Consider the following 14535-nt stretch of genomic DNA (forward strand, 5'->3'; position numbering starts at 1 on the left):
CTTCATGGGGGACACCCCCTTCCGGGGCTAGTAGTCAATCGAACAAGGTCGATCATTCAAGAGGCCTGTCCACGCGGCGTCCATGCGGCATCCACGCGGCGTCCAGTACCTGTCCAATGCCTGGTCGGCCCGCGTGTGGGCGCTGTCCGGCGCGGGCGGTACCCGCACAACGGCCCCGTATCGGTGGAAATTCTGGGGGCGACGCACCCATGCCCCACGCACAACGCTCTGCGATCCTCTGAGGACGGACAGAGAGGAGCCACCGTGGTGGTGTTTCGCGTTCTCGGGTCGATCGAGGTATGCGGGCCGGGCGGCCTCACCGCCGACGTGGCGGCGGCCAAGCCACGGGCGCTCCTGGCCGCCCTCCTGCTGCGGCCCAACGAGTGGGTCCGCGCCTCCGGGCTGGTCGACGCGCTGTGGGAGCGCCCGCCCCGGTCGGCGGCCGGGAACCTGAGAACCTACGTCTGGCAGCTGCGGGCCCTGCTCACCGAGGTCACCGGCCGCCGCCGGCTCGACGGCCGCCCGGGCTCCTACCGGCTGAGCGTGGCGGCCGGCGAACTCGACGTGCACGTGTTCACCGAGCTCACCGAGCGCGGCGCCACCGCCCTGGCCGGCGGCGAACCGGAATCGGCCGTCCGGGTACTGACCGCGGCGCTGCGGCTGTGGCGCGACGACCCCTACGAGGACGTCGCGCCCGCCCTGGTCGCGATAGCCTCCGTCGCCCTGCACGAACGACGGTGGCGGGCCTGGGAACACCTGGCCGAGGCGTACCTCCTGCTCGGCCAGCCGCAGACCGTCGTCACCGAACTGCGCCCGCTGCTGCTGACCCAGCCGTTCCGGGAGGGGCTGTGGACCCTGCTGATCCGGGCGCTGACCCAGCTCGGCCGCCGGGCCGACGCGCTGGCCGCCTACCGCGAGGTCCACCAGCTCCTCGGCCACGAACTGGGCCTGGAACCCGGCCCCCAGCTCCGCGCCGCCCAGAAACTCGTCCTACACGGCTGAGGACCCGCCGGCGAGCGCGGGCGGGGAACCCCGCCCGTGCCTCGCGGACCCCCGAACCCGGGCGCGCACGGCGAGCCGTCAGGGCCTCAGCTCCGTCGGCTGGCGCGGCGGGACACCGGACGGCGGTGCCGCCACTGCGGGATCCGGGTCGGATGACCGGTCCGCATCGGGGGCCACCGCCCGCTGGGGCGCGGGGCCGGGATCAGGAGCCGTCGCCGGGCGGAGTGCCCGCACCGTGGCGGCGAGCGCGCCCAGCTGCGCGGACAGGGCGCTGATCTGGTCGACGATGTCCCGCTGCGCCATCGCGGCGTCGTCCTGTTGGCGACCAGCGGGTAGCCGCGGCCCCGGCAGGCTTCCGGCGCGCCCGGGGTCCGCCCCGGCTCCGGGGGCGACATCGGGGTCCGGGGCGAACGCGGCGCCCGCCACGGGATCGGGCCGGCCTTCGTCCTCGTGCCCGGGGGCGAACTCGTCCGCGGGCCAGAGCCGCGCCTCGACGGCCGCCGGCTCGTACATCTCCTCGACCAGCCGGAGGTAGAGCTCGTTCGGATTCGGCAGGTTCACGATCCGGCGCAGCGCGTTGCGGCGACTGGCCGACTCCAGGCGGAAGGTGCCGTAGTTCAGCACCCGGGCCAGCGGTGACTGGGTGTAGCGGAGGTCCGTGACCCGGAGCAGCGGGGTCATCGCGACTCTGCGGAACACCACCCCCTCGGTGGACATCAGACGCTTGTTGGTGATGACGAAGCGGTTGTACCGCCACCTGACGTAGGTGAGGACGATCAGGAGCAGCGCCCCGACGACGATCGCGAAGACGATCCGGTCGACGTACTGCGGTCTGACCCGTTCGATCGTCGCCCACATCCCCAGCACCGCGTACGTGGCGATCATCAGGCAGCCCTTGACGATGTGGATCCAGTGCCGCCGCCACTCGCCCCGGTACCGCTCGGTGGGGAACAGGTAGCGGCCGACCAGCGGGCTCGGCTCGGGTTCCAGCGGGAGCACCCGGCCGCCCGACAGCAACTCCTCCGAGGTGAACTCCCCGGTGGGCTGTGGCTCCCGCAGGACGAGCCGCCGCAGCCGGACGACGAGCGCGGCGACGGCGAGGAGGAGACCGGTACCCAGCTTGAAGAGCTTTCCGGGCCGGTCGTTGATGACCGCCGCGAGTTCCTCGGCCCGGACATCCGCCCGCGTGGTCCGTCCGTAGCGCAACCGGGCGGACCATACGACGAACTTGCGGGCCAGCCAGGGGGAGACGTCGCTGAACTCGTTGACGATCAGCCCCAGGACCACGGCCACGAGCAGTTCGATGCCCTTCACCGGGCACGGACCGGACGCAGCCGAGCGATCAGACCGAAGCCGGGCTGTGGGCGCAACCGGGGCGGCGGAGTCCGGGACGGCTCCCCGAGCAGGCCGCGGGCCGCCTCGGCACCGTGCGCGGTCAGCCGGTAGAACCGTCGGCGCGGGCGGTCCTCGCCGGCCGGCAGCAGCTCCCACGAGCCCTCGATCCAACCGGCGTCCTCCAGCCGGTCGAGCGCCGCGTACACCGTGGGACCGGACCGGCGCACCGACCGCATGATCAGCCAACCGTGCACCTGGGCACCGTCCTCCCAGGCCTGCACGAGCAGAACGAGGACGTCGACCATCGCACCGCTCATCCGCGACCGAGCCATGGCTCCATGGTACGGACGGGCAGGCGGATCGAACGATGTCGCTTCCATGACACCCGGCGGGGGACGACCCGTCGAGCCCTGTCAGCTCCTGTCGCGTCGCCCGCCCCGGACCTCGGGGACGGGCGACGCGACGGGTCAGACGGGCCGGCCGTGCCGAAGCTCCAGCCGCGCCCACCCACCGGCCTCCCCGAACCGCGGATCGTGCGACACCGCTACCACCGTGCCGGCGAACGCGCCGATCGCGGCACCCAGCTCCTCGACCAGCGCGAGGGACAGATGGTTCGTCGGCTCGTCCAGGATCAGCAGGTCGGCCGGTCGGCTGACCAGGCGGGCCAGCTCGACCCGCCGGCGCTGCCCGATCGACAGCCACGCCACCGGCCGGGCGAACAGCTCCTCCGGCAGCAGGCCGAGCGCGGCGAACGTCCCGGCGTGCTCGTCGGGGGTGCCCGGCAGGCCCTCGGCGAAGGCCGCCAGCGCGGTCCGCCGGGCCGGGCCGGGGGTGACCTCCTGGCGGAGCCAGCCGAGGCGGGCGGGCCGGGAGACGGTGCCCCGGTCGGGGACCAGGTCGCCGGCCAGGGCGCGCAGCAGGGTCGTCTTGCCCGCGCCGTTGGGGCCGGTGACCAGGAGCCGGCCGCCGGGTTCGATCCGCAGTCCGGGCAGGGCGAGGCGGTCGCCCACCACCAGGTCGGTCACCTCGACCGGCTCGGTCGGTGCGCCGTCGAACCGGGCGGCGAACCGCAGCGGGTCCGGCGGCCGGGGCACGGGGTGCTCGGTGAGCCGGCGGGCCTGCGCGCGGGCCTTGCGGACCTGCGCGGACAGGCCGCCCTGGTGGTCGCGGCGGTGGCCGCTGGTCCGTTTGACGTTCGGCTTCCAGACCCGGCGCCGCATCTCGTCGACCCCGGACTCGGCGAGTTCGGCCTGGCGGTGGGACTCGCGGACCCAGTCGTCGTACTCGGCCTGCCAGCGGCGGCGGTCGGCGGCGTGCGCGGCGAGGTACCCGGCCCAGCCGTCGCCGTGCCGGCGCACCGTGTGCCGGTCGCCGTCCACCTCCAGGATCACGGTGGCCGCGTCGAGGTACGTCCGGTCGTGGGTGACGACGACGACCGTGCCCCGGTGCGCGCGGAGCTGGTCGGCCAGCCAGGCCGCGCCGGCGGCGTCGAGATGGTTGGTGGGCTCGTCGAGGAGCAGCAGCTCCGGGTCGGCGGCCAGGACGCACGCCAGCGCGAGGCGGGCCTGTTCGCCGCCGGACAGGCTGCCCAGCGGCCGGTCCGCGCCGAGGTCGCCGACGCCGAGGGCGTTGCGGGCGGCGTCCAGGCGGGCCTCGGCCTCGTAGCCGCCGCGCGCCTCGAAGGCGGCGAGCAGGTCGCCGTACGCGGCCAGGGTGTCCTCGGTCAGGTCGCGCTCGGCGGCCCGCAGCTCGGACTCCAGGCGGCGCAGGTCGGCGAGGGCGTCGTCCATGGCGTCCCGCACGGTCTGGTCGGGGCGCAGGTCCAGCAGTTGGCCGAGGTGGCCGACGCCGCCCGGTGCGACGACGGTGACCTGGCCGGCGTCGGCGGGTTCCCGGCCGGCGAGCAGCCGGAGCAGGGTGGACTTGCCGGAACCGTTCTCGCCGATCACCGCGACCCGTTCCCCGGGGCGGATGGTGAAGGAGACGTCGGCGAGGACGACGTGCTCGGCGTAGGCGTGCGAGACCTCGTGCACGGCGAGCTGGGCATGGGGTAGCAAAACAGACATGACGGTCGACTCCTGGGGTACGCGGAACGGAGCTCTCCGGAGGCGACGCCTACGACGGGAACGGGACGGGGACCGGGCCCCCGACTACAGGAAGTACAGGCCGACCGGGCCGCTGCGATTACCCATGGCGCCGACGGTACCGGCGCGGATGTGGTCAGCGCACCGGATTATTCGCGGAATCAGAAAAGGGAATGGAGGTGTACGCACTCCTTTCCCTTTCTAACTTATACCGCACAGGGGGGCTTGCGGCAAGACCCCGGTGGTACCGCAGAATCATCCGGCTGGGTCAGATGCCGCGGCATTTCAGGGGGATCGCGGTGCGGCCCACCAGTACCAGTAGGGAGAACTTGTTGTCTGTCCAACCCCATCCGACCGTGCCGGACGAACTACCCGTGGCCACCAAGGACCGTGCCGGGGCGCCCGCCAGGATGTCGCACGCGGAGGTGGTCCAGGCGCTGTCCGGCATCATGCTCGGCATCTTCGTCACCATCCTGGCCTCGACCATCGTGTCCAACGCACTGCCCCGGATCATCGCCGACCTCGGCGGCACCCAGTCGGTCTACACCTGGGTGGTCACCATCGAGCTGCTGTCGATGACGGCGACGCTGCCGCTGTGGGGCAAGATGGCCGACCTGTACAGCAAGAAGCTGCTGATCCAGCTGTCGCTGGGCCTGTTCGTGCTCGGTTCGCTGATCGCCGGCTTCGCGCCGAACGTCACGCTGCTGCTGGTCAGCCGGGTCGCGCAGGGCGTGGGTGCCGGTGGCGTGGGCGCGCTCGCGATGATCGTGATGGCCGCGATGATCCCGCCGCGCGAACTGGGCCGCTACTCGGGCGTCTTCGGCGCCGTGTTCGGCGTGGCCACGATCGCCGGCCCGCTGATCGGCGGCGTGCTGGTGGACACCTCGTGGCTGGGCTGGCGCTGGTGCTTCTTCATCGGGGTCCCGTTCTCGGTCGCGGCGGTCGCGCTGCTGCAACGGACCCTGCACCTGCCGGTGGTCCGCCGGTCCGTGCGGATCGACTGGCTGGGCGCGCTGCTGCTCACGGCCGGGGTGTGCGCGCTGCTGGTGTGGTCCAGCCTGGCCGGTCGGCACTTCGCCTGGGGCTCGTGGCAGACGGCGGCGTTCGTGTCCGGCGGGGTGCTGCTGCTCGGGCTCGCGGTGTGGACCGAGTCGCGGGCCGCCGAGCCGATCATCCCGCTGCGGATCTTCCGCAACCGCACGGTCACCCTGGCCGTGGTGGCCAGCACACTGGTCGGGGTGGCGATGTTCGGCGGCACGGTGTTCCTGTCGCAGTACTTCCAGGTGGCGCTCGGCAAGTCCCCGACGGTCGCCGGGCTGATGAGCCTGCCGATGATCGCCGGCCTGCTGGTGTCCTCCACGGTCGCCGGAAACCTGATCACGCGGTACGGGCGCTGGAAGCCGTACCTGGTGGTCGGCGCGCTCGTGATGACGGCCGGCTTCGCGCTGCTCGGCACCATCGACCCGGGGACGGACCTGGTGCTGCTGGGCGGGTACATGATGGTGCTCGGGGTCGGGGTCGGCATGCTCATGCAGAACCTGGTGCTCGCCGCGCAGAACGACGTACCGGCCGCCGAGCTGGGCGCGGCCACCTCCACGGTCACGTTCTTCCGCAGCATGGGCGGCGCGATCGGGGTGAGCGCGCTGGGCGCCGTCCTCACCAACCGGGTCACCTCGCTCACCGTCGAACACTTCGGGGCCACGGCGACCGGCGGCGGCAGCGCCAGGGTGCCCGACCTGGCCACCCTGTCCGCGCCGGACCTCGCCGCGATCCGCGCGATCTACGGCACAGCCACCTCGGAACTGTTCCTGCTGGCCGTGCCGATCGCGGTCCTCGCCGTGCTCGCGGTCGTCTTCATCCGGGAGAAGCCGCTGTCCACCCTCACCGGCGACGAGCGCGCCGCACGGGAAGCGACGGAGGCACCCCACTGAGCCGACCTCTCCCGAAACGCCCGCGAACCCCGATCGGAGCTGCTGCCATGAATCCCGTGACCACCAGCGTGTTCGACCTCCCCGACCACCTCGCGGCCAAGGCCGACCCGGCGCTGACCGCCGTCGACGAGCGGCACTTCGCGGCCCTCGCCGAGAGCCTCGAACAGTCGATCGCCGACCTGTCCGACCGCCTGGACGCGGCCCGGAGGGCCCCCGGCGGGGAGGGGCAGGCCGCGTTGGACCGGGACCTGGAGATCCACCGGCTGACCGCCCGGCTGCGTACCCTCCGTCGCTTCGGGGTGGACCTGTGTCTCGGGCACATCGTCGGCGGGGACGATCCGGAACCCGTCTACATCGGCCGGCTCGGCCTCACCGACAGCGACGGCCGCCGGCTGCTGCTCGACTGGCGCTCGCCGGCGGCGGAACCCTTCTTCGGCGCCACCCACGGCAACCCGGGTGGCCTGACGAGCCGCCGCCGGTACCGGTGGACCCGGGGCCGGATCACCGACTACTGGGACGAGGTGTTCACCCCGGACGGGTTCACCGGGCACGCCGCCGCGCTCGACGACCAGTCCGCCTTCATCGCCAGCCTGGGCGCGCACCGGTCGGAACGGATGCGCGACGTGCTCGGCACCATCCAGGCCGACCAGGACGCCATCGTCCGCGCGGGTTCCAGCGGCGCCCTCGTGGTCGACGGCGGCCCCGGTACCGGCAAGACGGTCGTCGCCCTGCACCGCACCGCCTACCTGCTCTACTCCGACCCGCGCCTCGACCACCGCCGGGGCGGGGTGCTGTTCGTCGGCCCGCACGAGCCGTACCTGGCCTACGTCGCCGACGTGCTGCCCAGCCTCGGCGAGGAGGGCGTGCGGACCTGCACCCTGCGCGACCTCGTCACCGAGGGCGCCACGGCGGTCGCGGAGACCGACCCGGAGGTGGCCCGCCTGAAGTCCACGGCGAACGTGCCGGACGTGATCGAGGCCGCCGCCCGGTTCTACGAGGAGCCGCCCACCACCCCGATGACCGTCGGCACCGACTGGTCCGACATCCGGCTGACGGCCGCCGACTGGGCGGAGGCGTTCGCGGCGCCGGATCCGGGGACCCCGCACAACGAGGCGCGCGACCAGATCTGGGCGGAACTGCTCACGATCCTGATGGACCGGCACGACGGCGACGCGGCGCCCGAACTGCTCCGCGCGTCGCTGGTCCGGAACCGGGACCTGCGCGCGGCCTTCAACCGGGCGTGGCCGCTGCTGGAGGCGGCCGATCTCGTCGCGGACCTGTGGTCGGTCCCCGCCTACCTGCGCCGGTGCGCCCCCTGGCTCAGCGCCGAGGAGGTCCGGACGCTGCGCCGCGCGGACGCCCGGGCCTGGACGGTGGCCGACCTGCCGTTCCTGGACGCGGCCCGGCAGCGGCTCGGCGACCCGGAGGAGGCGGTGCGGCGACGTCGGCGCGCCGCCGAGGCCGCCGCGGAACGCGAACGGATGCGCGGGGTCGTCGACGACCTGCTCACCGCCGAGGACAGCCGCGAACCGATGGTGAACCTGCGCCGGGACGTGCAGGCCGCCATGGTCGACGAGGACGCGCCGGTGCGGACCGAACTCGACGAGCTCGCGGGACCGTTCGCGCACATCGTCGTGGACGAGGCCCAGGAGCTGACGGACGCGGAGTGGCAGATGCTGCTGCTGCGCTGCCCGTCGCGGAGCTTCACCACCGTCGGGGACCGCGCCCAGGCCCGGCACGGCTTCACCGAGTCGTGGCGGGAGCGGCTCGGACGGGTCGGGATCGACCGGGTCACCATGGCCGCCCTGAGCGTCAACTACCGGACGCCGGCCCAGATCATGGCGGAGGCCGAGCCGGTGATCCGGGCCGTGCTGCCCGACGCCAACGTGCCGACGTCCATCCGGACCGGCGACGTCCCCGTCCTGCGCGCACCGGCGTCGGAGCGCGACGCCATCCTGGCGGATTGGCTCGCGGAGAACACCGACGGGACGGCCTGCGTGATCGGCGATCCCACGTTCCCGGCGACGGCGCGGGTCCGGTCGCTGGCGCCGGAGCTGTCGAAGGGGCTGGAGTTCGACCTGGTCGTGCTCGTGGACCCGGAAGAGTTCGGCACCGGCATCGAGGGGGCCGTGGACCGGTATGTCGCGATGACCCGGGCGACGCGGCGGCTCGTCATTCTCACGAGCGGATGACGACGACGGGTACTCCGGGGGCGCCCGGAGTACCCGGCACGGCGTCGGACGAGTAGGGGGTACCGGTGGATTCGCCACCGAAGCCGTCGGTATTCCGTTTGCGTCCCGTCGCCCGGCTCGTGATCGTGGTCGGATGGAGATCCTCGCGCTCGATCCGCACCACCCCTCGGCCGGCACCTGGTACGCCGCCATGTACGCCGGTTGCGCCGCCGGGCGGACCGCACCCCCGGTGATCGGCGAGCTCTCGCTGCTCACAGGCCTGCGCACCAACAGCACCAACCCGAACTCCGACCGCAGGGCCTGGGGAGCCTGGGAGGGCGGGCGGTGCCTGGGCACGCTGCTGCTGGCCCTGTCGCGCCAGGACAACACCCACCTGGCCGGCGTGGACGTGAACGTGCCGCCGGAGCACCGGGGGCGGGGCGTCGGCGCGGCGCTGTTCGAGCGGGGGCTCGCCGAGGCCCGGCTGGCCGGCCGGACGGTGGTCGGCAACGAGGTCAACGTGACCGGGGAACTCGCCGACAGCCCGGGCGGGCGGTTCGCGCTGGCCCGGGGGTTCGTCAGCCAGCACACCGAGCAGCGCCTGCTGTTGGACCTGCCCCTGGCCGACGCGGACCTGGCCGCCCGGGAGCGGGAGGGCGCCGAGCGCTCCGCCGGGTACCGGGCGCTGAGCTGGACCGGGGTCGTTCCGGCCGCGCGGGTCGACGACCTCGTCCGGCTGCACAACCAGATGCAGCGGGACGTGCCCAGCGGCGACCTGGACCGCGAGCCCGTCGCCTACGACGCCGAACGGCTCACCGCCGGGCAGACCCGCAGCCTGGCGCAGGGCTACGGCATGGTGACCACGATGGTGCTGGACCCGGCGGGCGCGCCGGCCGCGTACACGATGATGTACGTCGCCGCGGACGGTGGCTCCGCCTTCCAGGACGACACCTTCGTGCTCACCGCGCACCGCGGCCACCGGCTGGGCACCCTGGCCAAGGCCGCGAACCTGCGGCTGCTCGCCGAGCACTTCCCGGCGACCGGGTATGTGCACACCTGGACCGCCCAGGTCAACGACGCGATGCGGTCGATCAACGAGCGGTTCGGCTTCCGCCCGGTGGAGACCATGCACGCCGTGGAACTGCGCCTGTAGCGCCGGGCTCGCGCGGGCCGCACCGGGTCGGCGCCGGCCGCACCGCTGCCGGATCCGTCCGTGGCGCGGCCCCCGTGCGTCGTCAGCAGGCCCGCGAGGTCCAGGTCTGGTAGCCGGACCGGACGCCCCAGCCCTGGGTGTCGCCCTCGCAGAACTCCCGCTTGCCGCCGACCGGGGTGGTGCGGGTGGCGTCGGAGTACCAGACCGTGTCGCAGGTGTAGCCCCAGGAGCAGGCGCCCGCCTGTGCGGGTTCGGCGGAGGCGGCGACCGCTCCGGCGGCCAGCGCGAGCGCGAGCAGAATGCGACGCACCATGATGTTGCCTCGTTTCTCAGGTGGTGAGGTGTGATGTGCAGCGTCTCATGTATTACCACTGTGGACAACAAGGGCCGGGAGCTACGTCCCAGGAGACGCTCACCCGGCCCGGTGCGACGGTGGCAGGTGGGGCGCGGGGCCCTGCCCGCCCTCGCCCGGGTCGGCCACGGGCGCGCGCCGCCGCCGTACGACTGCCGCGACCAGGACCGCGACCGCCGCGAGCCCGTAGCCGAGCCGTTGACCGGCGAGCGGGGACAGGCCCAGGTCGGCGGCGTACAGGGCGAGGTGACCCGCGGCGGCCACCGTCAGCCAGGCGGGGCGCCCCGACAGGGCCACGAGCAGGACGAGCAGCAGCGCGTACCAGGAGTAGCCGGGGGTGGCGACGAGCAGGGCGGCCCCGACCATGACGACCGCCGCGTCCCACGGTCGGTCCGGGTCCGACCGCAGCGCGGTCCACGCCCCGGCCGCGACGAGCAGGACGCCGGCCGCGACCGGGGCCCACCCGGCGGGCAGCACGAGGGTCAGGAGCGCGAAGCGCTGCCCGTTCGCGTAGCCCTCCTCGGTGAGGTATCCGGGGATGTAGCCGAGCACGTCCGCCCCGACCGCCCAGACGTGGGGCGCGTAGCCCAGCGCGACGGTCCCGGCGGCCACCAGCGCGAGGAGTACCGGCCGGCGGCGCAGCAGGGCCGGGGCGAGCAGCCCCGGGGTGAGCTTGACGGCGACGGCCAACCCGAGCAGCACCCCGCCCCACACGGTGCGGCCCCGGGTGCGCGCCCCGGCGAGCACCGTCAGCGCGGCACCGGCCAGGCCCGCCGCCAGCACGTCAACGTGTCCGTTGTTGCCGGCCTCCAGGAACACCGTCGGGCACCAGGCCCACAGCGCCGCCCACCGTGGATCCAGCCCGAACCGGGGCAGCGCGCGGACCAGCAGGAGGGTCGTGGCGGCGGCGATCAGCGCGGCGGCCAGTTGGATCGGCCGGGTACGGCTGCCGGCGGGCGACAGCACGTGCACGCCGAGGAAGTACGCCTGTGCGACGGGCGGGTAGATGGTGGGCACGGTCGGCCGGTTGATCCGGGTGCACACGTCGCCGCCCGACAGGCACCACGGCCCGTCCGCCGGCCACAGGAACCCGTCGCGCAGGCCGGCCAACGCCGGGTCGGCGGGCGGGTGGGCGTAGGGGTCGACTCCTGAGGCCTGCACCCGGCCGTCCCACAGGTAGCGGTACAGGTCGTCGCTGCTGCGCGGCGGGGCGAACGCGGCCAGGACCGGCAGCGCCAGCCCGCCCAGCAGGACCAGCGCCACCGCCGTCCTGCGGGGCGCGCGCCGCAGCAGCCACACGGCCGCGCCGAACACCACCCAGGACAGGCCGACGAGGGACACCGTCACCGGCTGGGTCACCCAGCCGGGCGAGGACGTCGTCAGCCACGCCAGGACGGCCAGGACCCCGACGGCGGTCCCGGCGCCCACCGCCCACGGCCGCCCGCGCCGGGGACGCTCAGTCATCGGCGCGCCCGGACGGGGAACGCGGCGGGGTGCGCGCGAGCCGGTAGCCCAGCCCCACGACGACCGCCGCCCACACCACGCCCAGCGCGACGGCCAGACCACGGCCGTAGTCCAGCGGCAGCGCCGAGGGATTGTCCGGCGGATGCCCGTTGCCGATCAGGAAGGGCAGGGCGACGGCGGTGAGCACGGCCGAGGCGAACAGTCCGACCTGGACCGGCCCGCGCACCCGGCCCGGGAGCACGCGGCTGAGCAGCCAGCCCACCCCGAGCGCCACCGGCATCACCACCAGGTCGTGGGCCGCGAGGACACCGGCGAGGAACACCGCCTGGCCGACCGGCCGGGCCGCCGGGTCGGTGAGGACGCCGAGGACCGCGTACCCGATGACGAGCACGCCGACGGCCAGCAGGGCTCCGCGGATCACGGGGACACCACCGTCATCGAGGACACCCACTTGGTCTGCAGGACACCCGGTCGGTTGGGCGCGATGAGCCGGCACGGGTACCCGTGGTCGGGGTGCAGCACCTCGCCGTTGAGCCGCAGCGCCAACAGCGTCAGCGGGTCGCGGGCGTGCGGCGGGGCGAGGGTGGACGACCGGTAGGGGCTGTCGGCCTGCAACGACTCGACCAGCACAGTCGCACCCGGTTCGCCGAGCAGGGCCAGCAGGTCCGCGACGCGCACCCCGGTCCACCGCGCGTCGGCGCTCCACCCCTCCACGCAGGTGATGGGCAGCGACACGGTGTGCTGGGGCAGCGCGGCCAGGTCGGCCAGGCTCAACGCGTGCCGGGCGCGCGGGCCGACGAGCAGGAACCGGAAGTCGACGGGTACGACGATCCGCGCGGCGGCGGCCGAGGTGTTCACCGGCAGGCCCTGCGGACCGGTGTCGGGGCGGCGCGGAGCCAGCACGGACAGGTCCCGCAGCGGTCGCACGGTCTGGCCGACGGTGGCCACGGTGACGGCCGCCGCCGTGGCGCCGACCGCCGCCAGGAGTCCGCGCCGGCTGAGTCCGTCGCCGTGAGTCGGCCGGGGCGTGGCCCCCAGCGCCCGGCGCACGATCGGCAGCTTCACGGCGATGTGCACCAGCAGGGAGCCGATGGCCAGCCACGCGGTCCAGTAGTGCGCGGCGATGAACCCGAACGGCATCGGGTCGTACCAGCGGGCGATGTTCAGCACCCCGGTGACGAGCTGGAACAGGGCCGAGGACGCCAGTACGAGGACCGACAGGCGCTCCAGGGCGTGGACGGGGTCGCGGAACGGCGGCCAGGCGAACAGTTTCGGGAACACCGACCACAGCTTCGCGGCCAGCAGCGGCACGGCGGCCAGTCCGGTCGCGACGTGCAGGCCCTGGGTGACCCGGTACAGCCACACCGGGCGCGACGGCCACCAGAACCAGGACGGCGGGTGCTGGATGAGATGGCTGAGCAGCCCGGTCAGGAAGCACACCCCGAACGCGACGGCGAGCAGCAGGCCGAGTTGGCTGGTCAGGCGCGGTGACCGGAGCCGGGAGGTGAACGCCCCGCGCCGGAACGGGCCGACCCGCAGCCGCGGGGGCCACACGGCTCTCACCCGCGCAGCGGGGCGGCGGCGAACTCCCGCATCCCCGCCGCCGGATCCACGCCCGCCGTGAACCCCAGCTCCTCGGCCGCCCGTCGCGGCGAGGCGACCACGTGCCGGACGTCGCCGAGCCGGTACTGCCCGGTGGTGACCGGGGCGGGGCCGCCGAACGCCTCCGCGAGGGCCGCCGCCGCGTCGCCGACGGTGCTCGGCCGCCCCGAACAGACGTTGTAGGCCCGGAAGCCGGCCCGCAGTCCGCGCAGCGCGGCCACGTTCGCGGCCGCCACGTCGGTGACGTGCACGAAGTCGCGGGTCTGGCCGCCGTCCTCGAAGACCTTCGGCGCCTCGCCGCGTTCCAGCGCGGAGCGGAAGATCGCCGCCACGCCGGAGTAGGGGGTGTCGCGGGGCATGCCGGGGCCGTACACGTTGTGGTAGCGCAGCGCGGCGACCCGGCCGTCGCAGCCGCGCGCCCACGCCGAGGCCAGATGCTCCTGGGCGAGCTTGGTGGCCGCGTACACGCTGCGCGGGTCGACGGGCGCGTCCTCGTCGACCAGCTCCCAGGCCAGCGCCTCCCCGCAGCGGGGACAGGCCGGCTCGAACCGGCCGGCGTCGAGGTCGGCCACGGTGCGCGGGCCGGGGCGGGACGGGCCGTGTGCCGCGCAGGTGTAGCGGCCCTCGCCGTAGACCACCATGGAGCTCGCCAGCACCAGGTCGCGTACCCCGGCGGCGGCCATCTCGGCCAGGAGCACCGCCGTGCCCAGGTCGTTGCAGCCCACGTACTCCGGCAGGTCCGACAGGTCCAGTCCCAGGCCCACGAGTGCCGCCTGGTGCACGACCGCGTCCACCCCGCGCAGCGCGGCGCGCACCACCGTCCGGTCCCGGACGTCGCCGACGGTGACGCCCCCGGGTGCCGGGCCGGGCCGGTGCGCGGCGGGGTGCAGGCTGTCGAGGACGGACACCTCGCAGCCGTCGGCGCGCAGCGCGGAGGCCACCTGGGAGCCGATGAAACCGGCCCCGCCGGTCACTAGCACGTGCATGGTCACCACCTGTGTTCTGCGGACGTCTCCGGTGACCGTAGGCCCCGGGACGGGCCGCGGGCGCGTGTGACGGGCGGGTGTCACGGCTTCGTAAGAAACGGTCGAACGGCACAAGTCAGGCTGGGCGTCAAGTCCGGTAACCGCCTCGTAAGGTGGGCGTGGCGTTTCCGGTTCGTAAGGTCCCCGCGCAGCTCACAGCCGTACGGTCATGCCCATGGTGGATGTGATCCTGCCGTGCCTCAACGAGGCGCAGGCACTGCCCTGGGTGTTGACCCGGCTCCCTGTCGGCTACCGCGCGATCGTCGCCGACAACGGCTCGACCGACGGCTCCGCGCTGCTGGCCGCCGAGTACGGCGCCCACGTCGTGCACGTGCCCCGACGCGGCTTCGGCGCCGCCGCGCACGCCGGACTGGAGGCGGCCACGTCCGAGGTGGTGTGCTTCCTGGACGCCGACG

Annotated in this window: 12 protein-coding genes and 1 pseudogene; 5 read left to right on the forward strand and 8 right to left on the reverse strand. The window is 74.1% G+C overall.

What is annotated here, in order from left to right; translation table 11 throughout:
- Window positions 1–264 precede the first annotated feature (264 nt).
- Window positions 265–1002 carry an AfsR/SARP family transcriptional regulator gene (locus tag AB0M43_RS38775; protein ID WP_363732728.1) on the forward strand — a complete coding sequence of 246 codons (738 nt, stop codon included), beginning with the start codon at window positions 265–267 and terminating at the stop codon, window positions 1000–1002.
- A gap of 480 nt (window positions 1003–1482) precedes the next feature.
- On the opposite strand, the pseudogene AB0M43_RS38780 reads toward AB0M43_RS38775, so the two are convergent.
- From AB0M43_RS38780 to AB0M43_RS38790, 3 genes and pseudogenes are all read right to left on the reverse strand, one after another.
- A pseudogene (locus AB0M43_RS38780) lies at window positions 1483–2004 on the reverse strand (PH domain-containing protein); the annotation flags it as partial.
- Window positions 2005–2312: 308 nt separating this feature from the next.
- A complete protein-coding gene (locus tag AB0M43_RS38785) occupies window positions 2313–2669 on the reverse strand; it encodes a helix-turn-helix transcriptional regulator (RefSeq protein WP_363732731.1) in 357 nt (118 codons plus the stop codon).
- A gap of 135 nt (window positions 2670–2804) precedes the next feature.
- Entirely contained in the window at window positions 2805–4403 is a 1599-nt protein-coding gene (locus AB0M43_RS38790) for an ABC-F family ATP-binding cassette domain-containing protein (RefSeq protein WP_363732733.1), read from the reverse strand.
- Between the two features lie 428 nt (window positions 4404–4831).
- Between AB0M43_RS38790 and AB0M43_RS38795 the strand changes: the two genes are divergently transcribed.
- From AB0M43_RS38795 to AB0M43_RS38805, 3 genes are all read left to right on the forward strand, one after another.
- Window positions 4832–6352 carry an MDR family MFS transporter gene (locus AB0M43_RS38795; RefSeq protein ID WP_363732750.1) on the forward strand — a complete coding sequence of 507 codons (1521 nt, stop codon included), beginning with the start codon at window positions 4832–4834 and terminating at the stop codon, window positions 6350–6352.
- 47 nt (window positions 6353–6399) lie between these two features.
- Complete coding sequence (gene helR, locus AB0M43_RS38800) at window positions 6400–8544, forward strand: RNA polymerase recycling motor ATPase HelR (protein WP_363732735.1); 2145 nt, start codon at window positions 6400–6402, stop codon at window positions 8542–8544.
- A gap of 133 nt (window positions 8545–8677) precedes the next feature.
- Window positions 8678–9676, forward strand: coding sequence for a GNAT family N-acetyltransferase (locus tag AB0M43_RS38805; protein ID WP_363732736.1), 999 nt, complete (start codon window positions 8678–8680; stop codon window positions 9674–9676).
- An 82-nt stretch (window positions 9677–9758) separates the two neighbouring features.
- On the opposite strand, the gene AB0M43_RS38810 is transcribed toward AB0M43_RS38805, so the two are convergent.
- From AB0M43_RS38810 to AB0M43_RS38830, 5 genes are all read right to left on the reverse strand, one after another.
- Window positions 9759–9989, reverse strand: a complete 231-nt coding sequence (locus AB0M43_RS38810) for a DUF6289 family protein (protein ID WP_363732737.1) — start codon at window positions 9987–9989, stop codon at window positions 9759–9761.
- Between the two features lie 99 nt (window positions 9990–10088).
- Window positions 10089–11492 (reverse strand): glycosyltransferase family 87 protein, encoded by a 1404-nt coding sequence (locus AB0M43_RS38815; protein WP_363732738.1) that lies wholly within the window; start codon window positions 11490–11492, stop codon window positions 10089–10091.
- Window positions 11485–11913 carry a hypothetical protein gene (locus AB0M43_RS38820; protein WP_363732740.1) on the reverse strand — a complete coding sequence of 143 codons (429 nt, stop codon included), beginning with the start codon at window positions 11911–11913 and terminating at the stop codon, window positions 11485–11487. The genes AB0M43_RS38815 and AB0M43_RS38820 overlap by 8 nt, the downstream gene beginning before the upstream one ends.
- The gene (locus AB0M43_RS38825) at window positions 11910–13046 is read right to left on the reverse strand and encodes a molybdopterin-dependent oxidoreductase (RefSeq protein ID WP_363732742.1); all 1137 of its coding nucleotides are present in this window, start codon (window positions 13044–13046) and stop codon (window positions 11910–11912) included. The genes AB0M43_RS38820 and AB0M43_RS38825 overlap by 4 nt, the downstream gene beginning before the upstream one ends.
- 5 nt (window positions 13047–13051) lie before the next feature.
- A complete protein-coding gene (locus AB0M43_RS38830) occupies window positions 13052–14080 on the reverse strand; it encodes an NAD-dependent epimerase/dehydratase family protein (protein ID WP_363732745.1) in 1029 nt (342 codons plus the stop codon).
- Between the two features lie 208 nt (window positions 14081–14288).
- On the opposite strand from AB0M43_RS38830, the gene AB0M43_RS38835 reads away from it, so the two are divergent.
- Window positions 14289–14535: glycosyltransferase (locus AB0M43_RS38835; RefSeq protein WP_363732748.1), on the forward strand; the 247-nt coding region annotated here is incomplete at its 3' end.

It is taken from the genome of Longispora sp. NPDC051575 (assembly GCF_040681875.1).
GTDB lineage: Bacteria > Actinomycetota > Actinomycetes > Mycobacteriales > Micromonosporaceae > Longispora.